This is a genomic window from Pseudomonas sp. Sample_14, from assembly GCF_004307515.1.
Lineage (GTDB): Bacteria > Pseudomonadota > Gammaproteobacteria > Pseudomonadales > Pseudomonadaceae > Aquipseudomonas > Aquipseudomonas atacamensis.
In genome coordinates this window covers 1-24,418 of record NZ_RCOC01000043.1, presented here as the reverse complement: position 1 = coordinate 24,418, position 24,418 = coordinate 1, and the positions used below count along the sequence as shown (strand labels likewise).

At 61.5% G+C, this 24,418-nt stretch carries 21 protein-coding genes; 5 read left to right on the top strand and 16 right to left on the bottom strand.

The genetic code is table 11. From position 1 onward, the window contains the following. Window positions 1-107: 107 nt before the first annotated feature. Complete coding sequence (gene selD / locus D8U61_RS09685; protein WP_039763432.1) at window positions 108-1,142, top strand: selenide, water dikinase SelD; 1,035 nt, start codon at window positions 108-110, stop codon at window positions 1,140-1,142. Continuing rightward, window positions 1,142-2,245: a tRNA 2-selenouridine(34) synthase MnmH gene (mnmH, locus tag D8U61_RS09680; RefSeq protein WP_130903140.1), complete on the top strand. Its 1,104-nt coding sequence runs from the start codon at window positions 1,142-1,144 to the stop codon at window positions 2,243-2,245. The genes selD and mnmH overlap by 1 nt, the downstream gene beginning before the upstream one ends. A 109-nt stretch (window positions 2,246-2,354) precedes the next feature. Here mnmH and D8U61_RS09675 read toward each other — a convergent pair whose 3' ends face one another. Continuing rightward, window positions 2,355-3,029 (bottom strand): hypothetical protein, encoded by a 675-nt coding sequence (locus tag D8U61_RS09675; protein ID WP_024013504.1) that lies wholly within the window; start codon window positions 3,027-3,029, stop codon window positions 2,355-2,357. A 281-nt stretch (window positions 3,030-3,310) separates the two neighbouring features. Here D8U61_RS09675 and D8U61_RS09670 point away from each other — a divergent pair, with 281 nt between their 5' ends. Both D8U61_RS09670 and hemB read left to right on the top strand, forming a co-directional pair. Further along, the gene (locus D8U61_RS09670) at window positions 3,311-4,009 is read left to right on the top strand and encodes a glutathione binding-like protein (protein WP_041477217.1); all 699 of its coding nucleotides are present in this window, start codon (window positions 3,311-3,313) and stop codon (window positions 4,007-4,009) included. A gap of 251 nt (window positions 4,010-4,260) precedes the next feature. After that, the gene (gene hemB / locus D8U61_RS09665) at window positions 4,261-5,235 is read left to right on the top strand and encodes a porphobilinogen synthase (RefSeq protein ID WP_130903141.1); all 975 of its coding nucleotides are present in this window, start codon (window positions 4,261-4,263) and stop codon (window positions 5,233-5,235) included. A gap of 96 nt (window positions 5,236-5,331) precedes the next feature. Here the strand turns inward: hemB and D8U61_RS09660 are convergent, their stop codons facing one another. The 3 genes from D8U61_RS09660 to D8U61_RS09650 all read right to left on the bottom strand — a co-directional run bounded on the left by D8U61_RS09660 (window position 5,332) and on the right by D8U61_RS09650 (window position 9,961). Beyond that, entirely contained in the window at window positions 5,332-5,775 is a 444-nt protein-coding gene (locus tag D8U61_RS09660; RefSeq protein WP_130903142.1) for a hypothetical protein, read from the bottom strand. Window positions 5,776-5,897: 122 nt separating this feature from the next. After that, window positions 5,898-7,424: an FAD-dependent oxidoreductase gene (locus tag D8U61_RS09655; protein ID WP_024013500.1), complete on the bottom strand. Its 1,527-nt coding sequence runs from the start codon at window positions 7,422-7,424 to the stop codon at window positions 5,898-5,900. A 332-nt stretch (window positions 7,425-7,756) separates the two neighbouring features. After that, window positions 7,757-9,961, bottom strand: a complete 2,205-nt coding sequence (locus D8U61_RS09650) for a TonB-dependent siderophore receptor (protein WP_130926825.1) — start codon at window positions 9,959-9,961, stop codon at window positions 7,757-7,759. Between the two features lie 264 nt (window positions 9,962-10,225). Here D8U61_RS09650 and D8U61_RS09645 point away from each other — a divergent pair, with 264 nt between their 5' ends. Beyond that, complete coding sequence (locus D8U61_RS09645; protein WP_110603796.1) at window positions 10,226-11,308, top strand: DUF1615 domain-containing protein; 1,083 nt, start codon at window positions 10,226-10,228, stop codon at window positions 11,306-11,308. Window positions 11,309-11,378: 70 nt separating this feature from the next. Here the strand turns inward: D8U61_RS09645 and D8U61_RS09640 are convergent, their stop codons facing one another. The 12 genes from D8U61_RS09640 to D8U61_RS09585 all read right to left on the bottom strand — a co-directional run. Next, a complete protein-coding gene (locus D8U61_RS09640; RefSeq protein WP_125918125.1) occupies window positions 11,379-11,780 on the bottom strand; it encodes a hypothetical protein in 402 nt (133 codons plus the stop codon). Between the two features lie 132 nt (window positions 11,781-11,912). Beyond that, on the bottom strand, window positions 11,913-12,605 hold the full coding sequence (locus D8U61_RS09635; RefSeq protein ID WP_130926824.1) for an anti-sigma factor: 693 nt from the start codon (window positions 12,603-12,605) through the stop codon (window positions 11,913-11,915). Continuing rightward, window positions 12,602-13,129, bottom strand: coding sequence for a sigma-70 family RNA polymerase sigma factor (locus D8U61_RS09630; protein ID WP_125927580.1), 528 nt, complete (start codon window positions 13,127-13,129; stop codon window positions 12,602-12,604). The genes D8U61_RS09635 and D8U61_RS09630 overlap by 4 nt, the downstream gene beginning before the upstream one ends. 162 nt (window positions 13,130-13,291) lie before the next feature. Further along, window positions 13,292-13,813, bottom strand: a complete 522-nt coding sequence (locus tag D8U61_RS09625) for a DUF3455 domain-containing protein (protein ID WP_016775383.1) — start codon at window positions 13,811-13,813, stop codon at window positions 13,292-13,294. Between the two features lie 184 nt (window positions 13,814-13,997). Beyond that, a complete protein-coding gene (locus tag D8U61_RS09620) occupies window positions 13,998-15,632 on the bottom strand; it encodes an ABC transporter ATP-binding protein (protein ID WP_241663612.1) in 1,635 nt (544 codons plus the stop codon). 1 nt (window position 15,633) lies between these two features. Then, on the bottom strand, window positions 15,634-16,656 hold the full coding sequence (locus D8U61_RS09615) for an ABC transporter permease (protein WP_130926822.1): 1,023 nt from the start codon (window positions 16,654-16,656) through the stop codon (window positions 15,634-15,636). After that, window positions 16,656-17,720, bottom strand: a complete 1,065-nt coding sequence (yejB, locus tag D8U61_RS09610; protein WP_130901819.1) for a microcin C ABC transporter permease YejB — start codon at window positions 17,718-17,720, stop codon at window positions 16,656-16,658. Before yejB ends, D8U61_RS09615 begins: the two co-directional genes overlap by 1 nt. Before the next feature lies 1 nt (window position 17,721). Further along, complete coding sequence (locus D8U61_RS09605) at window positions 17,722-19,587, bottom strand: extracellular solute-binding protein (RefSeq protein WP_130926821.1); 1,866 nt, start codon at window positions 19,585-19,587, stop codon at window positions 17,722-17,724. A 226-nt stretch (window positions 19,588-19,813) separates the two neighbouring features. After that, complete coding sequence (locus tag D8U61_RS09600) at window positions 19,814-22,525, bottom strand: TonB-dependent receptor (protein WP_177433321.1); 2,712 nt, start codon at window positions 22,523-22,525, stop codon at window positions 19,814-19,816. A gap of 210 nt (window positions 22,526-22,735) precedes the next feature. Next, window positions 22,736-23,137 carry a biopolymer transporter ExbD gene (locus D8U61_RS09595; RefSeq protein ID WP_041477201.1) on the bottom strand — a complete coding sequence of 134 codons (402 nt, stop codon included), beginning with the start codon at window positions 23,135-23,137 and terminating at the stop codon, window positions 22,736-22,738. Continuing rightward, window positions 23,137-23,844 (bottom strand): MotA/TolQ/ExbB proton channel family protein, encoded by a 708-nt coding sequence (locus D8U61_RS09590; RefSeq protein ID WP_110603791.1) that lies wholly within the window; start codon window positions 23,842-23,844, stop codon window positions 23,137-23,139. Before D8U61_RS09590 ends, D8U61_RS09595 begins: the two co-directional genes overlap by 1 nt. Window positions 23,845-23,889: 45 nt before the next feature. After that, window positions 23,890-24,418, bottom strand: a 529-nt coding sequence (locus tag D8U61_RS09585) for an energy transducer TonB (RefSeq protein WP_130926820.1), incomplete at its 5' end; no start/stop codon positions are given.

Genomic DNA, 24,418 nt, shown 5'->3' with positions numbered 1-24,418 from the left:
GAATGTGGGAGCGAGCCTGCTCGCGAAGGGGGCCGCTCGGTCAGCACAAAAATCTGCGCGCTCGCGCTCTGCTAGAATCCGCCCCATTCATTGCCAGAGACTCTCCCATGAGCGAGCCGATTCGTCTGACCCAATACAGCCATGGCGCCGGTTGTGGCTGCAAGATTTCCCCACAGGTGCTGGAAGTGATCCTCGCCGGCAGCGGCGCACAGAACCTCGATCCGAAACTCTGGGTCGGCAACGCCTCGCGTGATGACGCGGCGGTGTATGAGATCGATGCCGAGCGTGGTGTGGTGTCGACCACCGATTTTTTCATGCCGATTGTCGATGACCCGTTCGACTTCGGCCGCATTGCCGCAACCAACGCGATCAGCGACATCTACGCGATGGGCGGCGATCCGTTGATGGCGATCGCGATCCTCGGCTGGCCGGTGAATGTGCTGGCGCCGGAAGTGGCGAGGGAAGTGATTCGTGGCGGTCGCTCGGTGTGTGACGCGGCGGGTATTCCACTGGCGGGCGGGCATTCGATCGATGCGCCGGAGCCGATCTTCGGCCTCGCCGTCACCGGGCTTGTGGAAAAGCGCCACATGAAACGCAACGACACCGCTACCGCTGGTTGCCTGTTGTACCTGACCAAACCGCTGGGCATCGGCATCCTCACCACCGCCGAAAAGAAGGGCAAGTTGCGCGCCGCCGACGTCGGTGTCGCCCGCGACTGGATGTGCACCCTGAACAAGCCTGGCAGCCGCTTCGGCAAACTCGCCGGCGTCACCGCGATGACCGACGTCACCGGTTTCGGCCTGCTCGGGCACTTGGTGGAAATGGCCGACGGCAGCCAGTTGACCGCGCGCATCGCCTACGACCGCGTGCCGCGTCTGGACAGCGTCGAGTACTACCTCGATCAGGGCTGCGTGCCGGGCGGTACGCTGCGCAACTTCGACAGCTATTCGAGCAAGGTTGGCCGCGTGCAGGAGTTGCACAAACGCGTGCTGTGCGATCCGCAGACCAGCGGCGGTCTGCTGATTGCGGTCACGCCTGAAGGCAATGACGAGTTCCTCGGTGTTGCCGCCGAACTGGGCCTGAACCTTGCGCCGATCGGCGAACTGGTTGAGCGACAGACGAACGCGGTCGAGGTGATTTGATGCTCCGCGACTGCACCGACTACCGCGATATTTTCCTCAACGACCGGCCAATGATGGATGCCCGCGCGCCGGTCGAGTTTCACAAAGGCGCGTTCCCCGGCGTGGTCAATCTGCCGCTGATGAATGATCTGGAACGGCAGAAGATCGGCACCTGCTACAAGCAGCATGGCCAACAGGCGGCGATCGAGCTGGGCCACCAACTGGTGTCCGGCTCGGTCAAGGCCGAGCGCATCCAGGCCTGGGCCGACTTCGCCCGGGCTCATCCCGATGGTTATCTGTACTGTTTTCGCGGTGGCTTGCGCTCGCAGATCACCCAGCAGTGGCTGCGCGACGAGGCCGGCATCGACTATCCGCGTGTCGGCGGCGGCTACAAGGCGATGCGCAGCTTTTTGATCGACACCCTTGAGCAAGCCATCGCGCAGTGTGATTTTGTTTTGCTCGGCGGCATGACCGGCACCGGCAAGACCGAAGTGCTGGTGCAGTTGCGCAACGGTGTGGATCTGGAAGGCCACGCCAACCATCGCGGCTCCAGTTTCGGCAAGCGTGCCACCGGGCAACCGTCGAACATCGATTTCGAGAATCGCCTGGCCATCGACTTCCTGAAGAAACGCGATGCCGGGATCGAGCAGTTTGTGCTCGAAGACGAGAGCCGTGTGGTCGGCAGTTGCGCCTTGCCGCTGCCGCTGTATCAGGGCATGCAGCAGCACCCGATGGTCTGGCTGGAAGATCGCTTCGAGGATCGCGTCGAACGGATCCTGCGTGATTACGTCATCGATCTGTCGGCGGAGTTCGCCTCGGTGCACGGTGAAAACGGTTTTGCCTTGTTCTCCGAACGTCTGCTGGAAAGCCTCAACAACGTACAGAAACGCCTCGGCGGTGAGCGCCATTCGCGGATGCTGGTGTTGATGGAGCAGGCGCTGGCCGAACAGGGCCGCAGCGGTGCGGTGGATCTGCATCGCGGCTGGATCGAGGGTTTGCTGCGCGAGTATTACGACCCGATGTATGTGTTCCAGCGCGAGAAGAAGGGCGGGCGGATCGAGTTTGCCGGAGAGCGGGGGGCGGTGATCGAGTATTTGCGTGCGAGGGTGAGCCAGAAGGCTTGAGGTGCAAGCAACTGGCCTCTTCGCGAGCAGGCTCGCTCCCACAGTTGAAATGCGGTTCCCTGTGGGAGCGAGCCTGCTCGCGAAGACGCAAGGTCAGGCGCTACAAAAATCAGGTCGGGCAAGTGTCCTTGCCGTTATCCAGCCCCTGTTTGTAGACATGGCTCTGCAAACTGGCCTTGCCGTTGTGCCACTTCAGGGTCAGTACATACAGCGAGTCGAAGTCATCGCCGGCCCAGTCATCGGTGATCTTCTGCCGCTCGCCCACTGCGTTGCCAGCGACCTTATTGATCAGATCCGGCAGATAACCGTGGGACCAGGCGGTGTAGATCGTCGAGTTGTGGTACTTCTCGTCCAGCAGCTCGCGGGCCAGATCGCTGGTGTCGTTGGCGGAGAACTCGATGTTCACCGGCAGGCCGAGCTTGATCGCGGCCGGGCTGATGGTCATCAGCGGACGAATGTAGCTGTAGGAATTGTCCAGCTCGCCTTCCTCGACGTTGCGCGTCGGGTTGGCGGCGAACACGTAGTCGGCCTTGCCGAATTTTTCCGGCAGCAGCGTCGACAGGTCGATGGCGCGGTTCAGGCCCTGGCAGTTGAGCTGGCCGAGGCCGCCTTCGGGCTTTTCCGCGTGGCGCAGGAACACCAGCGTCTGCGTGCCGTCCGCTGGTTGTGCGCGGCTTTCGCTGGATTCGAGGGACAGAAACAGCGCGCTGACTGCCAGCAGGGAGGGCAGGGCCACGTACGCGCGATGTTTGAAGCGTTTGGCGAAACTCATCAGATTCGTCATCAATTTGAAGGTTCTTCAGCAAATCGGTTAAGGCTGACAAACCTTGGCACCGCGGGCTCCCAGCACCGGGTGTTTCCCTGTCATGAACAGCTTCCTCTGCGAGAAAGGCATAACTCAGAGTCCTGTAACGCCGTTTGGTTCGTTCCAGGCCAGTGCGCAGCACTCTAGCGGCAACCTTTGCGGGCATGCAGGCAGGTTAGCGACAGGATGTTACGGTTCGTGTAGGCGCAGCGGCAGGCCTACTTTATGATCGGTTTTCAATTTGTGACTGGATGCTTCCAATGACCGATCTGTCTGCATTCCCGATTACTCAGAAATGGCCGGCGCAGTACCCGGACTGGATTCAGCTCTACTCCCTGCCGACTCCCAACGGCGTCAAAGTGTCGATCATGCTCGAAGAGATCGGCCTGCCGTACGAGCCGCACCGCGTCGGTTTCGACACCAACGACCAGACCTCGGCGGAATTTCTCTCGCTGAACCCGAACAACAAGATCCCGGCGATCCTCGACCCGCATGGCCCGGAAGATAAACCGCTGCCGCTGTTCGAATCCGGCGCGATCCTGATTTATCTGGCCGACAAGAGTGGTCAGTTGCTCGCTCAAGAAGGCGCGCTGCGCTACGAGACCATCCAATGGCTGATGTGGCAGATGGGCGGCATTGGCCCGATGTTCGGCCAGCTCGGTTTCTTCAACAAATTTGCCGGCAAGGATTACGAGGACAAGCGTCCACGCGATCGGTATGTCGAGGAGAGCAAACGCCTGCTGAATGTGCTCAACACTCGCCTCGAAGGCCGCGACTGGATCATGGGCGAGCGTTACACCATCGCTGACATCGCCACGTTCCCGTGGGTGCGCAATCTGCTTGGCTTCTATGAGGCTGGGGATCTGGTCGGGATTGAGAATTTCCCCAATGTCACACGGGTGCTGGAGCGGTTTCTCGCGCGCCCGGCGGTCATTCGTGGCCTGACCATCCCGTCCTGACCCAACACAGTCGCCACTGTGGGAGCGAGCCTGCTCGCGAAAGCGTCGTATCAGACAACATTTCTATGTCTGACCCGGCGCATTCGCGAGCAGGCTCGCTCCCACAGGGGGAAATGCGCGATCAGCAGCAGGATTATTACAAGCCCGGTAACGCTCTCTTGATTGATCCACGTTTGTCCCGCACCCGCCGCAAGGCATAAGCTTCGCCCCCTACGACTTTCGTCTCATCCGCTGTTTTCAGGAAAGGCCCCATGTCCAGTCAGTTCCCCGAAGCACGTCCCCGCCGTCTGCGCCGCAATGCGAGCCTGCGCAGTCTGTTCCAGGAAACCGAGTTCAGCCTGAACGATCTGGTCCTGCCGATCTTCGTCGAGGAAGACATCGACGACTTCGTGCCGATCACCAGCATGCCCGGCGTACGGCGCATTCCCGAGCGCAAACTGGCCAGCGAAATCGAGCGCTATGCCCGTGCCGGCATCAAGTCGGTGATGACTTTTGGCGTGTCCCATCATCTCGATGCCAACGGTAGTGACACCTGGCGCGAAGACGGCCTGGTCTCGCGCATGTCGCGCATTGCCAAGGACGCCGTGCCGGAAATGATCGTGATGTCCGACACCTGCTTCTGCGAGTACACCGATCACGGCCATTGCGGTGTGATGCACAACCACGAAGTCGACAACGACCAGACTCTGATCAATCTCGGCAAGCAAGCCGTGGCCGCCGCCCGCGCCGGGGCTGACGTAATCGCACCGTCGGCAGCAATGGACGGCCAAGTGCGCGCGATTCGCCAGGCGCTCGACGCCGCCGGCTTCACGCAGATTCCGATCATGGCCTACTCGACCAAATTCGCTTCGGCACTGTACGGCCCGTTCCGCGAGGCCGGTGGCAGCGCGCTCAAGGGCGACCGCAAAAGCTATCAGATGAACCCGATGAACCGCCGCGAAGCCCTGCGCGAATCGCTGCTCGATGAGCAGGAAGGTGCCGATGCGCTGATGGTCAAACCGGCCGGCGCCTACCTCGACATCATCCGCGACATTCGCCAGGCCTCGAACCTGCCACTGGCGGCGTATCAGGTCAGCGGCGAGTACGCGATGATCAAGTTCGGCGCCCAGGCCGGTGCGATCGACGAAGAGCGCGTGGTGCGCGAAAGTCTTGGCGCAATCAAGCGTGCCGGGGCGGATCTGATCTTCACCTACTTTGCGATGGATCTGGCGTTGGCGGGGATCTGAGAAAGGAATCGCAACTTGCAGCATTGCCTGTATGGAATGGTTGCTCCTTGTAGGCAGAGGCGTCAGGTTGCGATCGTCTCCATGACTCGATTTTTATCAGAAAAGAGCTTTGCTGAGTTTGACACCTAGCGACGCAGTGACATGCAGCGTTGGAGCACCAATTTTGTGTTCGATTGGATCGAAATCAGCTTTGATTTTTCCACTGAAACGAGTTTTATTTTCAGAAATCGTTAGATGCAAGATTGATTGATTGGGCGATGCGTACGTCCAACCTGCATGATTTGCAAAGTACACTGCGGCGTACTGGTAGTAGGTCGAATGTATTTCATATGTTCCATCTTCCAGATCTCTGAAAATTTGAAATATAAAAGACCTGTCGTTGGCCTCCGTTCTCCCTCGAAACTCATATTTTACCCGCTGGGTTGAACGCAACTCGATCAAAGCAGCATTTAAAGGTTGGTGGTCGGCGACTTCGAACAGTGCGTTTAATGTTCCAGTGACCTCTATGTCTTGCACTTGGTCTGCGGTGGACAGTTCCATCTTGATTGCTCCTTGAAAACGGTGAGCAATGATTAGAGGTGGCGCTGCGCAATGCGTCTACTGTCAGAGTTGACAGGTGTTCAGGTCTTTCCGACGAATGGCTGGCCAACGAGGTGTGAAGGTCACTGAAAAGGCCGGATACCGTGATCGCGGAAGTAGCGTTCGATCACCTTCGGATCGGCACTGTTGTCGGCAATCGCCACATAGGTATCCGGCCGCAACAGATAAAATCCGTTGCGCCCCAATCCCGCCGTTTCAAACGCCGGGCGCCAGTCGAAGACGTGCAGCGGCAAGTGGTGTTCGGCGCACCAGGCGATCATCTCGTCGCTGGTGTCGCCGTACACATGCACCTGCCAGCACGGCTGCCGTAGCGGCTCGAAATTATCTCCTTCGCCATCATGCGCCCACGGCAAGCGGTCGCCGCCGTGCACGTGGCCGGCTTCACCCTGGCTCAGTGGCATGCCGCGATAGTTGAGGGTGACTTGCGAGACCGTGCGAAACAGGAATTCGCGGCTGGCTTCGAACCCGGCCATTTTCGGCAGCAGAAACGGCGCCACACGCATCCGTAGCAGATCGGCCATACGACCCTGCGCGGTGACGAAACTGAAGACCTTGTCGGTGGTGGAGACCAGTCGGCGAGCGAAGGCGATGCGCTCGGATTCGTAGGTGTCGAGCAGCCTCGGCTCGGCGCCACCACTGAGCACGGCAGTGAGTTTCCACGCCAGATTGATTGCATCGCCAATGCCCGTGTTCATGCCCTGGCCACCGGCCGGACTGTGTACATGGGCGGCATCGCCGAGCAGAAACGTCCGGCCGTTGCGAAAGTGCTCGGCCACGCGGTGATGCACGCGGTAAGTGGAGAACCAGTGTACGTCTTCGATGTGCACTTTCAGCTGCTCGATGGCGCGGCTGCTGACGTCGGCAAATTGCAGGGTTTCGGCACGCTCGGCGCGTTCGTCACGCACCGTGCCGATCAGTCGCGCGCGGCCTTCGCCGGCCAGTGGAAACACCGCGAGAAAATCCGCTTGGTCCAGGTCCAGATGCAACTCGCCATTCAGCGCCGGGCCGCTGGCCGTGATATCGGCGACGTAGAAAATCTGCTGATAGGTGCCGCCGGGGAAGTCGGTGTCGAGGGCTTTGCGCACCACCGAACGGGCGCCGTCGCAACCGGCCAGATAGCAGGCCTGACAGACTTCCTGCCGGCCATCGGGCAGGCGCAGGTGGGCGGTGAGGGTGTCGCCGGTTTCCTCGAAGCTGTCCAGTGCGGTATTGCGCTCGACACTGACGCCGTAGTCTTCGAGGCGCTCGAGCAACAGCCGTTCGTGCTCGTCCTGCGGGAAAATCTCGACGAACGCGTAGGGCGTCAAGCCTTCGCCGATGCGCTTGAGCGGCAAGTGCGCGACCGGTTTGCCGTTGACCCAGAAATTCGCCGCCGCGACCTGATGGCCGCGACGCACAATGGTGTCGGCCAGATCGAGTTGGCGATACAGCTCGAGGGTGCGTGCCTGCACGGCCAGAGCGCGGGAAGTGGAGCCTGGCGCCGAGGTCTTGTCGATGATGCGCACGCGCACGCCGAGTTTGCTCAGCCACAGCGCCAGGACCAGACCGGTCGGGCCGGCACCGATGATCAGCACGTCGCTGCGGTTCATGGGGCTGTCCTCCTGTGGCTGTGCAGCAAGTATGGATCAGCGGGAGAGGGTGGCCAGTGTGGTCGGCCAGACGGAGTAAGGCTGCGTGGTAGTCAGGCGAGTGGGGCTGTTCGGTGTTCGGCTGAAGATGTTCGGTGTTGCCCGAATCGATCCCCCTCACCCCAGCCCTCTCCCCCAAGGGGGCGAGGGGGAAAGGGAGCCGATCTTCAAGCTTTTCAAGATTTGAGTTCGACTCGGAATATCAGGTCGGCTTCAATTGTCGAAGCAACCCGATCAGTCCCCTCTCCCTCTGGGAGAGGGTTAGGGTGAGGGGCTTTTGATCTTTCCGGCGCTTAGAAGTCGATCGTCCCCGACAACTTCGCCACTCGCGGTTCGCCCTGGGTCAGGTAGCCGCCCTGAGCCGATTCCCAGTACTTCTTGTTCGCCACGTTCTCGACGCCGAACCGCACGGTCACGTCCTTCTCCGACACCTTGAACGCATAGCGCGCGCCGGCATCGAAGCGGTTCCAGGTTGGCAGGCTGAGGTTGTTCGCCGCGTCGGCGTATTGCCCGCCGGTGCGCAGCATCCGCGCATTCAGCGCAACGCCTTGCAGGCCCGGCACGTCCCAATCCACGCCAGCGTTGAACTGGAAGGTCGGTACGCCGATGGCGTGGTTACCGTCGTTGGCGCCGTTGAGGGTGTTTTTCAGTTCGGTATCCATCAGGGTCAGGCCGCTGATCAGGCGCAGGCCGTCAATCGGCTCGCCGAAGACGTTCATCTCCACGCCTTTGTTGATCTGCTCGCCTTCGCGGACGTAGGTGCAAGTGGTGGCGCTGTTGATTTCGCAGTAGCCGTCGCTCGGCTGTTCGATGCGATAAACGCCCAGGCTCGCGCCGTAGGTGCCCATGTCGACCTTAACGCCCAGTTCGGTCTGCTTGGAGCGTTTCGGTGCGTAGACTTCGTTGCCGTTGGTCACGCGGAAACCGCCGGAGCTGGTCGGCGAAGTCGGCCCTTGGGCCAGGCCTTCGATATGGTTGGCGTAGAACGACACATGCTCCCACGGCTTGAACACGATGCCGTACACCGGCGTGGTGATCGACTCGTCGTAGCTCGACGAGCGCGGGCCGCTGCCGTAGCTGGCGTAGCTGTAACCCTGCACCACCAGTTGCTGACGACGCAGACCGGCGGTGACCAGCAGGCGATCATCGAAGAACCCGAGGGTGTCGGAAATCGCCACACTGCGGTTGAAGGTCTTGCCAACGATGCCTGGATCGTTGAGATCGCCACCGGCGAAGTTGCCGACCGGCGCTGGGGTAGTGATCGGGTGATAGATGTTGTTCGAGTAGCGGGTCAGGTCGAAGTCATAGGCACTGCGCTGCTCGGCCCAGATCCCGGTCAGGCCGAAATTCAGCTTGTGGCTGACCGGGCCGGTGTTGAATTTGCCGTTGAGGCCGGCCATGACGCTGGTGTTGTCCTCGTCATGGGGCACGAACGAGCCGGTGGTGAACGATGCGCCGTTGTTGCCGACCAGCGTGGTCGAGTTGTAGCGGCCGACTTCACGGGTGTGCTTGGCGCCACCGGCGGCGTAGGCGGTCCAGTTGTCATTGAGGTCGTATTCGGCGCGGAGCATGCCGAAGGTGTCTTCGATGTCGGTGTAGCCCCATTTCGGCGCGTAGTTGGTGTCCGCCGATGGCGCGTCCGGGATGTGCGTGGCGGTGCCGAGGTTGACCGAGCTGCGGCCGCCGTTGACGCGTTCCTTCTGATAGGCAAAGTCGCCGGACACCCGCAGCGCATCGCCGCGATAATCCAGGCCGATGGCGAACAGTTTCGAGCGCTGGTTCTCGTGATCGATGCCGGTGTCGCCTTCGCGCTGCGACAGGTTGACCCGCGCGCCGAAGCGGTTGTCTTCACCGAAACGCTGGCCGATATCGAAGTGATGACCGATGCGGCCTTCGCTGTTGATGTCGGTGGTGTAACGGCGCAGCGGCACGTCGCCGGCGCGCTTGGGTTGCAGGTTGACGCCGCCGCCGATGCCGGAACCGGTCGGGGTCACGCCGTTGATGAAAGCGTTGGGGCCTTTGAACACTTCCACGCGCTCCAGCGCATCGGTGGAAATGATCTGCCGGGGCAATACGCCGTACAGGCCGTTATAGGAAATATCATCGCCATTGAGCGGCAGGCCGCGAATCATGAAGACCTGCGCCTGGTTGGAGAAGCCCGAGGCCTGCCGCACCGAGGAATCGTTGAGCAGCACATCGGCGACGTTTTCCGCCTGCTGATCCTGGATCAATTGCTCGGTGTAGGACGCTGCGGTGAAGGGCACGTCCATCATGTCCTGATTGCCGAGCACGCCCAACTGGCCGCCGCGCGCAACCTGACCGCCAGCGTAGACCGGGGGCAGGGCGTTGGGTGTCGGGGCCTGGGCATTGACGTTGACGTCGTCGAGCACCAGCGCTTTGCTGTTGTCTTCAGCGGCGTGGGCGGTAACGGTCAGGGAGCACAGCAGGGCAAGCAAAGTCGGGCGAAATGGAGCGCCGAGTCGAGCTGAAGCGGGCATGTCGGATACCTGGAGGCGAACGGCCAATGAAAAAATAAGGGCGGCGCGGAACTCCTTGCGCTAATGCGACTTCAGGCGCGAATGATAGGGTTTCGCAGTAACGTTTTGCAATCAGTTTGTCATCAGCGCGTAGGAGCTGCCGAAGGCTGCGATCTTTTGATCTTGATCTGATCTGCAAAAAGCAAGATCAAAAGATCGCAGCCTTCGGCAGCTCCTACGGGGGTTGTGTATGGTGTTGTGGCTAATTTGATTGGATGGAGCAACATGCGATTACTCATTACTCTCGGCGCCGTGCTGCTGCTCGCCGGTTGCGCCAGCCAGCGCAGCAACGAACCGGCGCCGCGTCCGCCGGCCGAAGTGAAGGCGGAAATCGTTCGGCTGTTGCCGGCGAAAACTGCCGACCGTCAGGGCTGGGCCACGGACATCTACGCCGCGTTCGCCGCACAGGGCATCAACACCACCACGCAAAATCTGTGTTCGGTACTGGCCGTGGCCGAGCAGGAATCGACTTTCCAGGCCGACCCGACGGTGCCCGGCCTGGGCAAGATCGCCCGCGACGAAATCGATCGCCGCGCCGCCAAGGTGCACATCCCCAGCCTGCTGGTCAGCGGCGCTCTGCAAGTGCGCTCGCCCAACGGCAAGAGCTACAGCGAACGCCTGAATGCGGCGCGCAGTGAGAAAGAGCTGAGCGCGATTTTCGACGACTTCATCGGCATGGTGCCGATGGGCCGCACGCTGTTCGGCGGCTTCAACCCGGTTCACACCGGCGGGCCGATGCAGGTCAGCATCGAATTCGCCGAGGAGCACGCCAAGGATTACCCGTACCCGGTGGACGGCACGATTCGCCGTGAAGTGTTCAGCCGGCGCGGCGGCATGTATTTCGGCATCGCCCATTTGCTCGGCTATCCGGTGAGTTACCGTGAGCCGTTGTATCGTTTCGCCGATTTCAACGCCGGCTGGTACGCCAGTCGCAATGCCGCGTTTCAGAATGCGGTCAGCCGCGCTTCCGGCATCCCGCTGACCCTGGACGGCGACCTGATTCGCTACGACTCGATCATGCCCGGCAGTACCGAACTGGCGGTGCGCACCCTCGGCAAGTCGCTGGGCATGCGCAACCCGACGATTCGCGATCAATTGGAGAAAGGCAAAACCCTGGAATTCGAAGAGACCAAACTCTATCAGCGCGTGTTCGAACTGGCGGAGCGGGCCGAAGGCAAGGCGTTACCGCGCGCGGTATTGCCGGGGATTGTGCTGCAGAGTCCGAAGATCACCCGCAAACTCACCACAGCCTGGTTCGCCAAGCGCGTGGACGAGCGTTACAAGCGCTGCATGGCCAAGGCCGGATAAAACACGCAGACATAAAAAACCCGGCTGCGGGAGCCGGGTTTCTCTGCGGTGTTGCGCTTGCAGTCATGCATCAGGCAACACGGCGTTCGATCAGGCGATCCGAACCACCTTCGGCAACGCGGCGTTCGATCAGACGATCCGAACCACCTTCGGCAACGCGGCGTTCGATCAGACGATCCGAGCCACCTTCAGCAACACGGCGTTCGATCAGACGATCCGAGCCACCTTCGGCAACACGGCGTTCGATCAGCCGATCCGAACCACCTTCAGCAACACGGCGCTCGATCAGACGATCCGAGCCACCTTCAGCAACGCGGCGTTCGATCAGACGATCCGAGCCACCTTCAGCTAGACGGCTTTCGATCAGCTTGTCCGAACCGCCTTCGGCGATCATGGTGTGCGCCGGGGTGGCGGCGAAAGCGTTAACTGCGAAAACCGAGAAAGCGATGCTGAGAAGAGTCTGGCGTTTCATGATGGTGTGCTCCGGGGTGTTGTTGGTTGGTATGGAGCTGATGTTACGCCCGGAATTTTTTATGAGAACTTCATTGCCGTGATGGTGAACATCGACGTCGATGATGGTTGCGGACAACCGCGTAGCAGAGCCTCAGAGCACCTTCACCGCACGCCCGATCGCCTGAATCGGCCCGGTCGGTTTGCCAATCGGCGAGCCATTGGCGCCTTCCAGCGTCAGCTCAAACAGCTGGTTCGGCTGCAACGGCGGCAGTTTGTCCAGCGGCACCGACAAAGCCTGCCCGGGTTTGACCAAGCCCAATGACACCGGCCCCGACCAGCCGTCAGCCTTGGTCCAGAACTCCAGCGCCTTGTCCGCCGGCACCTCGACCACCCCTAACGGAATCAACTGGATCTCCCGCGCATTGCTCGCCTGAATCACCCAGCCCGGCGCCTTGTCCTGCGGCGCCACCAGCACCACCAGATAACTCGGTTTCGGCGCAGTCTGCGTCAGCACCATCGTACCCAGAATCAGCGTTGCAGCCAGGCCCGCCGCACTCAAACCGCGCCACAGTGGCAGCAGATTCCACCACGAGCTCAGCGGTTTCTTCACCGTCAGCCGTTCGAGACTGCGCTCGATGCGCGGCCATAACTGCGCCGAGGGTTGCTGAGGTTCGGCCAGATCGGTCAGCTCCAGCAGACGCCGCTCCCAGGCATCCACCGCTGCACGCAATTCTGGATCGTTCGGCAGGCGCCGTTGTACCTCGATGCGCTGCTCGAACGACAAGGTCCCGAGTACGTATTCGCCGGCCAGTTCATCCCGTTCCTGCGCTGATTCGCCGGTCATCCCATGCACTCCCGCAAAGCATTGAGGCTGCGCTTGATCCACGCTTTGACCGTGCCCAGCGGCGTGTCGAGGCGCGCGGAAATCTGCGCGTGGCTGTAACCGTCGACGTAGGCGTGGAGGATGCAGCTGCGCCGCTGCGGTTCCAGTTGCTCGAGGCAGCGATGAATGCGTGCCGAGTGAACATCGACCGCCTCATCAGGCGCCGCTGCCTCATGTTCTTCACTGAACGGCGTTTCCCGACTTTGCTTGCGCAGCTGATTCAAGGCCAGATGCCGGGTCACGCTGAACATCCAGCCCCGCGCCGAACCGCGCGCCGGGTCGAACCCGGCGGCGCCATTCCAGATCTTGATGAACGCCTCATGCACGATATCCTCCGCCAGCGCCGTATCGCGCACCAGCCGCTTGGCCACGCCGAGCAGGCGCGGGCCTTCCTGCACATACAAATCGCGCAAAGCCGCGCGCTCGCCCCGGGCACAGGCGGCGAGGCGGGCTTCGTAATCGAAAACGGATTCGGCTAAAGGCATAGGGGTGCAATCTAGCTCACATTTCCCAAACATCCAGAGGCATTGTTCCCTGTGGGAGCGAGCCTGCTCGCGAATGCGGTGGGTCAGAAAGTAATAAGGCGACTGACACTCCTTCTTCGCGAGCAGGCTCGCTCCCACAGGATTGTGCACTGCTTCTGAATATCAGTTCGCCGCCCAGAAAATATAATCCGCCTGATACTTCACCACTTCCTGCTTGCCCTTGTTCGCCATGGTGCACTCACTGCCCGGCGCGACGCCGCCCTTGAGCGCGACACGCTGGATATAGCTGACCCCGGTCATCGCGCCTTTGCCCTCGGCCGGGTTGGCCTTGACCAGTTGATAGGGCAGGTTGCCCGGGCTCGACGGTGCCACGGCGAGTTGCGTGCCGGTGACTTTCGAACCGTCCTTGGCTTGCCAGGTCGCTGGTGGTCCGAAATAGGTGCCGACCTGTTTGCCGCTGCGATCATTGAGCACCGCTTTCGGGCCGACAAAGGTCCATTCGGTCTGCCCGGCCATATTGGGTTTGTCGCGGCATTCGTAGGTGATCTCGCCAACCCCGGTGGTCTCCAGGGCAATCTTGTGCCCGTCCGGCACCTTGATCGCGTCGGGATAACTGCTCTGGGCGAAGGTGGTCGCGGTGAAAGCGAGCAAACCGGTGAAGCCAATCAGCTGGGTGATGTTCATCCGATGATTCTCCGAAAAGGGTAGGGCGCTGACAGCACCAGAGTGGGCTGTTACAGGGACTACCCGTGGCGGAGGCGATTGGATGCAGTGCCGGAAAAATAAATTTCAAACACCACCGATCAAACCTGGGGGAGCGAGCCTGCTCCGGGCGGCGTTCCGACGAAAGCGTCGGGTCAGTCAGCACTTATGTGACTGACGCACCGCATTCGCGAGCAGGCTCGCTCCCACAAGGCTCTCTGTAAGGCTTGAGGCCCGAGGCTTTCAGTAACTCTTGGGTGTACGGATGTTTCGGCGCAGCGAAAATCTCCCGCGACGAGCCTTGTTCAACCACCTTGCCGTCCTTGATCACCATCAAGTCATGCGCCAGCGCATGCACCACTGCCAGATCATGGCTGATGAACAGGTACGTCAGCCCATGCCTGATCTGCAACTGGCGCAACAATTCCACCACTTGCTTCTGCACCGTGCGATCCAGCGCCGACGTCGGTTCGTCGAGCAGGATCAGCGCCGGTTCCAGCACCAGTGCGCGGGCGATGGAGATGCGCTGGCGCTGGCCGCCGGAAAACTCGTGAGGGTAACGATGGCGGCTCTGCGGATCGAGGCCGACTTCCTCGAGCACGCGAATTACCGCTGCCTCGCGCTCGGCCTCGCTGCCGATGCCGTGGGTCAGCAAGCCTTCGGCAATGATCTGCTGCACCGACATGCGTGGGCTGAGGCTGCCGAACGGGTCCTGAAACACCACCTGAATCTGCCGGCGCAACGGGCGCATCAGGCGCTGATTGAGCAGGCTCAACTGCTTGTTGCCGAAACGGATATTGCCCTCTGATTCGACCAGTCGCAGGATCGCCTGGCCCAGCGTCGACTTGCCCGAACCCGACTCGCCGACGATGCCCAACGTCTTGCCGCGTTGCAGGGTGAAACTGACCCCGTCCACCGCTTTGATGTAATCCTGCTGACGGCTGAAGATTTTTTTCGGCAGGGGAAACCACACCTTCAAATCATCCACTTCCAGCAGGTTGTGCTCGTACTCACTGGGCACTGGCGCGCCGCTCGGTTCAGCCTCGATCAACAAGCAGCTGTAAGGATGTTGCGGCGCCTGGAATAGCGTCTCGCAATCGGCCTGTTCAACGATCTCGCCTTGACGCATTACGCACACACGCTGAGCGATCCGGCGCACCAGATTGAGGTCGTGGCTGATCAGCAACAGCGACATGCCGAGGCGCTGCTGCAGTTCGATCAGCAGTTCAAGAATCTTCTGCTGTACGGTTACGTCCAGCGCCGTGGTCGGCTCATCGGCAATCAACAGTTCCGGCTCGTTGGCCAGCGCCATGGCGATCATCACCCGTTGCCGCTGACCACCGGAAAGCTGATGCGGATAGGCTTTCAAGCGCTGCAACGGCTGGCGAATACCCACCAGCTCGAGCAGCTCCAGGGTCCGCGCGCGGGCGGCGCGGCCCTTGAGGCCCTTGTGGATTTCCAGCACTTCGCTGATCTGTTTTTCCACCGTGTGCAGTGGGTTCAGCGAAGTCATCGGCTCCTGGAAAATCATCGCAATGCGATTGCCGCGCAAACCACGCATCTGTTGTTCGCTGGCGTGCAGCAAATCCACGCCGTTGTAGCGAATCGCGCCGCTGCTGCTGACGCTCTTGCCAGGCAGCAGGCGCAGGATTGAATGCGCCGTCACCGACTTGCCCGAGCCGGACTCGCCGACCAGCGCCAGACATTCGCCACGGCGAATATCGAGGTTCACACCGTGCACCACTTCTTGCCCTGCGAAGGCGACGCGCAGGTCGCGGATCTCGATTAAATGGTCTTGCATGTCAGCTCCTCGGATCAAAGGCATCTCGGCACGCTTCACCGATGAAAACCAACAAAGACAGGATCAGCGCCAAGGCAAAAAACGCCGTCAGCCCCAGCCACGGTGCCTGCAGATTGCGTTTGGCCTGGCCGATCAACTCGCCCAGCGACGCGGTGCCGGCGGGCATGCCGAAGCCGAGGAAATCCAGCGAGGTCAGGGTGGCGATGGCGCCAGTGAGAATGAACGGCAGGTAGGTGAGGGTGGAGGTCATGGCATTGGGCAGAATGTGCCGGCGCATCAGTTCGCTGTCGGTCAGGCCCAGCGCGCGCGCGGCTTTCACGTATTCGAGATTGCGCCCCCGCAGGAACTCGGCGCGCACCACGTCGACCAGCGCCAGCCAGGAAAACAGCGCCATGATCCCCAGCAGCCACCAGAAACTCGGCGAGACGAAGCCGGACAGAATGATCAGCAGATACAGCACCGGCAGCCCCGACCAGATTTCCAGTACACGCTGCCCGAGCAAGTCGACCCAGCCGCCGTAGTAGCCCTGCAAGGCCCCGGCGAGAATGCCGATCAACGCGCTGATCGCGGTGAGGATCAGCGCGAACAGAATCGAGATCCGCGTGCCGAAAATCACCCGCGCCAGTACATCGCGAGCCTGATCATCGGTGCCCAGCCAATTGCTCGATGACGGCGGGCTGGGCGCCGGTTCGGTGAGGTCGTAGTTGACCGTGTCGTAGCTGAACGGGATCGGCGGAAACAGCATCCAGCCGCCCTGATCCTCGATCAGTTTGTGCACATAACTGCTGGCGTAATCCGGTTGAAACGGCAGCTGGCCGCCGAAATCGGTTTCCAGGTAATCGCTGAGGATCGGAAAGTAAAAGACGTCGTGGTAGCGGATCACCAGCGGCTTGTCATTGGCGATCAGCTCGCCACCGAGGCAGATCAGGCACAGGCCGATAAACAGCCACAGTGACCAGCGCCCACGGCGGTTGGCCTTGAATTGCGCGACGCGGCGCTGGCTTAGAGGCGACAGTGTGAACATCAGGCAGTCCTCGCCGAGAAATCGATGCGCGGGTCGAGCAGGGTGTAGCAGAGGTCGCCAATCAGCTTGATCAGCAGGCCGAACAGGGTGAACAGAAACAGTGCGCCGAACACCACCGGATAGTCGCGCGACACCGCCGCTTCGTAGCTCATGCGCCCGAGGCCGTCGAGGTTGAAGATGGTTTCGATCAGCAGGGAGCCGGCGAAAAACACTTCGATCAGCGCCGACGGCACGCCGGCGACCACCAGCAGCATGGCGTTGCGAAACACGTGGCCGTAAAGCACGCGCCTCTCGGTCAGGCCCTTGGCTCGTGCGGTGATCACGTACTGCCGGCTGATCTCGTTGAGAAAGCTGTTTTTGGTCAGGATCGTCAGCGTGGCAAAGCCGCCGATCACCAGCGCCGTGACTGGCAGTACGAGGTGCCAGAGGTAGTCGCCGACCTTGCCCAATGTGCTGAGGCTGTCGAAGTTGTCCGACACCAGCCCCTGCACCGGAAACCAGTTGACGTAGCTGCCGCCGGCGAATACCACGATCAACAGAATCGCGAAGAGAAACGCTGGCATCGCATAACCGACGATGATCGCGGTGCTGCTCCAGACATCGAAGGCACTGCCGTTCTTGATTGCCTTGCGAATGCCCAGCGGGATTGAAATCAGGTAGGTAATCAGCGTCGCCCACAAACCCAGCGACAGCGACACTGGCAGCTTCTGCACGATCAGGTCGGTGACCTTGGCGCCGCGAAAGAAACTGTTGCCCAGATCCAGTTGTGCGTAGTTTTTCAGCAGCAGCCACAGGCGTTCGTGCAGCGGTTTGTCGAAGCCGTAATGGCGTTTGATTTCCTCGATCAGCGCCGGGTCCAGCCCACGGCTGCTGCGCCCGGCACCGCCGACCGCCGCGACTTCGCCGCCACCGCCCATGCTGTGCCCGCCAAAGCCTTGCAGGCGGGCGATGGCTTGTTCCACCGGGCCGCCGGGTGCGGCCTGCACGATAAGAAAATTCACCACCAGAATGCACAACAGCGTGGGGATGATCAGCAGCAAACGGCGACTCAGATAACGCAGCATGTCACTGGCCTCCCGCAAGCTGAGCGCTCATCTGCTGCGTCGTCAGCGGCCTGGCCGAGACTTCCCACCAGGTGTTGAGGCCTTCGTCATACGAAGGTTGCACGGCGGGCATGCCGAAGCGGTTCTGATACACCGTCGGCGTGCCTTTGGAGTAGTAGTTGGGAATCATGTAGTAACCCCATTGCAGCACCCGGTCGAGGGCGCGGGCGTAATGCACCATGGCTTCGCGGCTGTTGGCCTGGACCAGCCCGTCGAGCAATTGATCGACCGCTGGATCGGCCAGCACCATCGCGTTCGAGCTGCCGACTTGCGTGGCACTTTGCGAGCCATACAGGCTGTACAACTCGCGGCCCGGCGAGACGATCGGATCGCCACTGCGCGGGAAAGCGCAGACGATCATGTCGTAATCGCGAGCGTTGAGGCGGTTGATGTATTGCGCCGAATCGATCCGTCGCAGATTGAGTGTGATGCCGATCTGCGCGAGGGTGCGTTTGAACGGCAGCAGCATGCGATCGAAGCCGCCCTGACCATCGAGAAAGGTGAATTCCAGCGGCTCGCCGGCGGCGTTGACCAGACGATTGTTTTTCGCCGTCCAACCGGCTTCGCCGAGCAGCTTCAGCGCTTGCAATTGCTTGTCGCGGATGTAGCCGCTGCCATCGGTTTTCGGCGCTTCATAGACCGTGGTGAACACCTCGTCAGGAACCTTGCCGCGCAACGGTTCGAGGATCTTCAATTCCTCGGCATCGGGCAGGGTGCTGGCGGCCATTTCACTTTTGGGCCAGAAGCTGTTCTGACGCACGTAGAAGCCGCGCATCATCTGTTTGTTGGTCCACTCGAAATCCCAGAGCAGGCTGATCGCCTGACGCACGCGGCGATCCTTGAAGAACGGGTTTTGCAGGTTGAACACAAAACCTTGGGCGGCGGTGGGTTTGTGCGGCGCCAGAATGGCTTTTTGCAAGCGCCCGTCGCGCAGGGCCGGGCTGTCGTAGCCAACCACGTAACCCGAGGAAGAGAACTCGCGGTTGTAGTCGAACGCACCGGCCTGCAGCAGTTGGCGAGCGACGTCGGTGTCGCCGTAGAAATTCACCGTCAGGCTGTCGAAGTTGTACATGCCGCGACTGACCGGCAGGTCCTTGCCCCACCAGTCCGGGTCACGCTGGAAACTGATGCTGCGCCCGGCGTCGACCTTGCTCACCCGGTACGGCCCGCTGCCCAGCGGTGGCTCGAAGCCGCCGCCGTTGGCGAAGTCGCGGGTTTTCCACCAGTGCTCGGGCAGCACGCGCAGCGTCGCCAGATCCAGCGCGAGGGTGCGATTGAGGTTGTTCTTGAAGGTGAAACGGACCTGGCGTGGACCTTCGACCAGCACGTCCTGCACGTCGGCGTATTGCTGGCGGTAACTCAGGCTGCCCTTGGTCATCAGCAGGTTGAAGGTGTAGCGCACGTCTTCGGCGGTGATCGGCGTGCCGTCGGCAAAGCGTGCCTTGGAGTTGAGGGTGAAGCGCACCCACAAACCTTCGGGATCGCGCTCGATCTGCTGCGCAACCAGAGCGTAAACCGTGTAGGGCTCATCCAGCGAACGGAACGCCAGCGGCGCGTATACCCAGTCATTGACCTGCACCACCGAAATGCCCTGATCGGCATACGGCGTGATGTAGTTGTACTGACCGATCTCCATCGACGCACGGCTGAGCGAACCGCCCTTGGGCGCGTCGGGGTTAACAAAATCGAAATGCTTGAAGCCGGCCGGATACTTCGGCGCCTCGCCGTACACCGTCAACGCGTGACTGCCGGCGGCCAGTGCCGAAGTGCCAGTGCACAGCAGCGCACTGCCGAGCAGCAGGCCTGCCATGTTGCGCAAAAAACTCATGAAGTCACCCTTGAAATCCCTGAAGGAACCCGGACCCCCGGTGGGAGCGAGCCCTTGTGGCGAAGGGATTTATCCGCGATCGGCTGCGCAGCAGTCGCAAGATCAATGCATGCGGTACTTCTGATGCTCCGCGTCGGCAGGTCTTGGGGGCGCTTCGCACCCCATCGGGGATAAATCCCCTCACCACAAAGGCTCGCTCCCACAGAGGGGTGCGTTTTATTTGGGGTTAGAAGTGGTAAGTCATGCGCGCAAACAATGTCCGGCCCAGCGGGTCGGTGTAGCGCGGGTCATAGCCGCTCTGGAAGTTGTAGGCCTGGTTGGAGAACGGCGGGTTGCGATCGAACACGTTCTTCATCCCGGCATCAACGTCGAGCACTTTGTTGAAGGTGTAGCCGGCCGACAGATCCCACACCGAATACGAGGCCACGCGCGAATGGGTGTCGCGGTCATAGTCGTTGTAACCGGTGGTGAAGCGGTTGGTCAGCGCTGCCCGCGCCGCACCCAGGCTCCAGCTGCCGGTGAGGTTGTGCTTCCAGCGCGAGATCACGCCGTCACCCTGAAAGTCGCCGACCTTGTCGGTGAACGGGCCTTTGATGGTGCTCTGGAAGTCGTACTCGTCGACATAGGTGCCTTGCAGGCCGAGACCAAACTGACCGTACGGCGTGTTCGGGAAGCGATAGTCGAGCGACACGTCGACACCATTGGTCTCGACGATGCCGAGGTTGGCGTTGCCGGTGACGATGTAGTTGAGCGTGCCGTCGGCGTTGCGCACGAAGCGGTCCGGGTAGGAGTCGGCCTGATCGAACACGGTGGATTCCGGGAACGGCTGGATCTGGTTGGAGATGTGAATCCACCAGAAATCCAGACCCACCGACAGATTGCTGATCGGTTGGTAGACGAAGCCCAACGTCACGTTGCGCGCCTTCTCCGGGGCCAGATCCTCGTTGCCGCCAATCTGGTTGAGGAATTGCTGACCGCAATCACGCCCGCCGTTACCGCCCGGTTGCACCACGCCGCCGGTACACAGCACGGGATCGTTGTAGAAACCCTGGGTGAAGGTGATGCTGCGCGGCGAATACAGTTCATACAGCGACGGCGCGCGGAAACCTTCGCTGTAGGCGCCACGCACCACCAGCTCTTTCAACGGCTGATAACGGAACGAGTATTTCGGGTTGGTGGTGCTGCCGAAGTCGCTGTATTTGTCGTGGCGCACAGCGGCGGACAATTCAAGGCTGTCGAGCACCGGCACGTTGAGTTCGGCATAGGCGGCCTTGACGCTGCGGTCGCCCTCGACGCTGCCGGCCGGGTCGATGCCGAGGCTCTGGATGTCGCCGGCGAACGACTCGAAATCCTGATGGAATTTCTCCTTGCGGTACTCGCCGCCCAGCGCCAGACCGGACGGACCTGCGCCGAACCAGTCGCCGATTTCACGGCTGACGCGGCCATCGAAACCGGCGACGCGGCCCACGGCTGTGGAGTAGGCGCCGTGGTACGCGGCGGCATCGATGTACTGCTGGCCGGCAGCGGTCTGCGGACCGAACGGGTTGAGCAGACCGCTGGCCAGGCCGTCAATCATCGCCTGATCGCTGACATAGCCACTGGTGACGCTGGAGACGATTTTGTTCTGGTTGTACGAGGCGCCGACGTTGTAATCCCAGCCGCCAACCAGACCATCGAAGCTCAGCAGAAAGCGCTGGCTGGTGTTCTGGTCTTTCGATTCACGCGGGCCGGCAGCGGTTTCACGCCAGTTGACATCGACTGGCTGCGTCGGGTCGAGGGCGAAATCGGTCGGCGCCGGGGTGATGCCGTTGCCGGGGTAGTACGGCGACGAGGAATCCAGGCTCAGACCGGTCAGTGGCGCCGGGCCGACGGCGACGGCGTTGTTGTTGCGCGACCAGAAATATTCGAGGTTGGCGTTGTGATCATCGCCGAGCTTGGCAGTGGTCTTGCCGAAGAACGAGGTCTTCTCGGTCTGTGGCACCAGGTCGATGAATTCACGGGTGCTGAAGCGGCACAAGCCGTCGCGGGCGATCAGGTTGGGGCCGTTGCAGTTGCTGTTGGCCAACGGGTTGGTGGCGTTGCCGTTCTGGCTGTAGTTGCCGGGGAACGCGGTGCCGGAGGTCTGATCGAGACCGCGACCGGGCGCGTAGTCGGTGGCGAAGGAGCGGTCGTTGGCGTCGAGGTTCTGCTGCTTGTTGTAGTTGAACACGCCGAGGACGTTGAAGCGGTCTTCTTCCAGATCGCCGTAGCCCCAACTGGCGCTCATGTCCTTGGTCGCGCCGCCACCGCTGTGGGTCGGCGTTTCGCCACCGAGGGTCAACGCGCCGTCGGTAAGGGATTTCTTGGTGATGAAGTTGATCACACCGCCGATGGCGTCGGTGCCGTACAGGGCCGAGGCGCCGTCGCGCAGCACTTCCACGCGCTCGATGGCGGCGAACGGGATCATGTTCAGGTCCACCGCGCCGCCGGCCGAGTTGGTCCCCGACAGGGCGTTGTTGGCCAGGCGTCGACCATTGAGCAGCACCAGCGTCTTGTTCGCGCCGATGCCGCGCATGTCGGCAAACGACGCACCGCCCGTTGCCGCGCCCACGGAGCCGGCGCTGTTGTTGATCGACTGACTGCCGGTGATGCGCTGCACCAGTTCGGCGGTGGTGGTCACGCCCTGTTTGCGCAGCTCTTCAGCCTTGAGAACGGTGATCGGCACCGCCGTTTCCGCATCGACCCGGCGAATCGCCGAACCGGTCACTTCGACCCGTTGCAGTTGCGTGGTCGGCGCCGCCACCACAGCGGCTGCCGGCGTGGCGCTGTTGTCGTCCTCGGCCGCTTGCACGGTCCCGGCGCCCATCCCCATGGCCACCAGATACAGCGGAACGAAACGGTGGCGAGACATGGTTGCCACCAAAGGTTTGAGCGTGAAGCGTGGAGTGTTCATCAGCATGGTTGTTTCCGATTTTCAGACGTTATCGAATTGGCCTTGTGAGCCGCTCATTGCTCCGCTTCCGGTGATACCGCGCGCGGAAAACCACTTTCTTCAAGCAAGCCGATCCCCTCCGAAGACGCGTAGCGTTGTTTCGGTCGGCCGGGTGCGACGGGATTTCTTTTTTCAGCGGTGCCGGGCGGGTGTTTCATCACCCATCCGGCACCGCACTCAGTGGGTGGTCATCACCGAAATCTTGCTGATGCCGGAGCGTTCGATCGATGCCATCGCCTTGGCCACCTGGCCGTAATTGACGGCGGCATCGGCCTGCAACTGCACGCGCACGTCGGCGTCCTTGGCCTTGACCTCCTTGAGACTGGCCTCTAGGGATTCCGGGGCCAGTTCGGTCTTGGCCAGATAGAACTTGCCGTCCTGATCGACGCTGACCACCACCGGGTCTTTCTTTTCGGCAGGGGCGACGGCGTCGGTCTTCGGCAGGTTGACCTTGATCGCGTTGGTCATCAGCGGCGCGGTGACAATGAACACCACCAGCAGCACCAGCATCACGTCGACCAGCGGCGTGACGTTCATTTCGCTGAGCACTTCATCGCTGTCTTGAGTGGAGAAGGACATCAGATGGCCTCCCGCACGGCGGTGGTGCTTTTGCTGGCGATGGCCTGGCGGCTGATGGAAAACGCACTGCGCGAGGCGAGGGCGTCGAAGTCGTGGGCGAAGTCGTCCATGTCCGCCGAGGCGAGTTTCAGCCGACGCAGGAAGAAGTTGTAGATCAGCACCGCCGGCACGGCGACGGCGATGCCCACGCCAGTGGCGATCAGCGCGTGGCCGATAGGCCCGGCGACCGCTTCAAGGCTGGCCGAGCCGGTTTCGCCAATGCTTTGCAGGGCTTCCATGATTCCCCACACGGTGCCGAACAGGCCAATGAACGGCGCGGTGCTGCCGATACTGGCGAGGATCGCCTGGCCGTTTTCCAGCGAGCGACGTTCTTTCTGGATCTGCTGGCGCAGGTTGCGTTCCAGGCGGTCGGAGCGGTTGATGGTGTGCGCCAGTTGTTGCGTGGTGCGCGGCGACTCTTCCACCAGCAGGGCTTCGAAACCGCTGCTGGCGATGCGCGCCAGCGAGCCTGGATACTGGCTGGCGTGTTCGGCGGCGGTGAGCAGGTCTGGCGCGCTCCAGAAGGCTTTGGCGAACTGTTTGTTCTGCGCTTTCTGGCGCAGGTATTGGGCCGACTTGACCAGCAGGATCGCCCAACTGACCACGGAAAACAGCACCAGGCCCCAGAGCACACCGGGGACAATCATCGAAGACAGTGAATCGTTCATGGCTACACCTCGCTTGCGTTAATCAGTAATGAGTCGGTTGCGCCGTCATTGCGGCAATTTGAAATCGATGGTCTGGGTGGCGAAGCCGTCGATCGGCGTGTCACCGCGCTTGGCCGGAATGAACTTCCAGTTCTTCACCGCCGCGACGGCCGCCTCATCCAGTTGCGGCTTACCGCTGGACTTGGTCACCGTCACGCTGCCGGCACGGCCGCTGGCCAGCACCTGAATGCGCAGCACCACGCTGCCTTCCCAATTGCGCCGCAGCGCCAGCGACGGGTATTCCGGCGGCGGGTTGCCAAGGCTGGCCAGGCCGGAAATCGCCGCCGACTCCTTGACCGGAGCGGGCGCAGCAGGTGGTGCCGGTGGTGCGCTCGGTGTCGTAGGCGCCGCAGGTGCGGCAGGTTGCGCCGGGGCTGGCGGCGCTTTTGGTGGCTCGACTTTCTTCACCGGTTTGGGTTTCTCGACCGGTTTTGGTTTTTCGATCGGCTTGGGCTTCTCCACCGGTTTGGGCGGCGGCTTGACCGCGTCCTCGTCTTCCACCGGCTGCTCGGGTTCCGGCGGCGGTGGAGGCGGG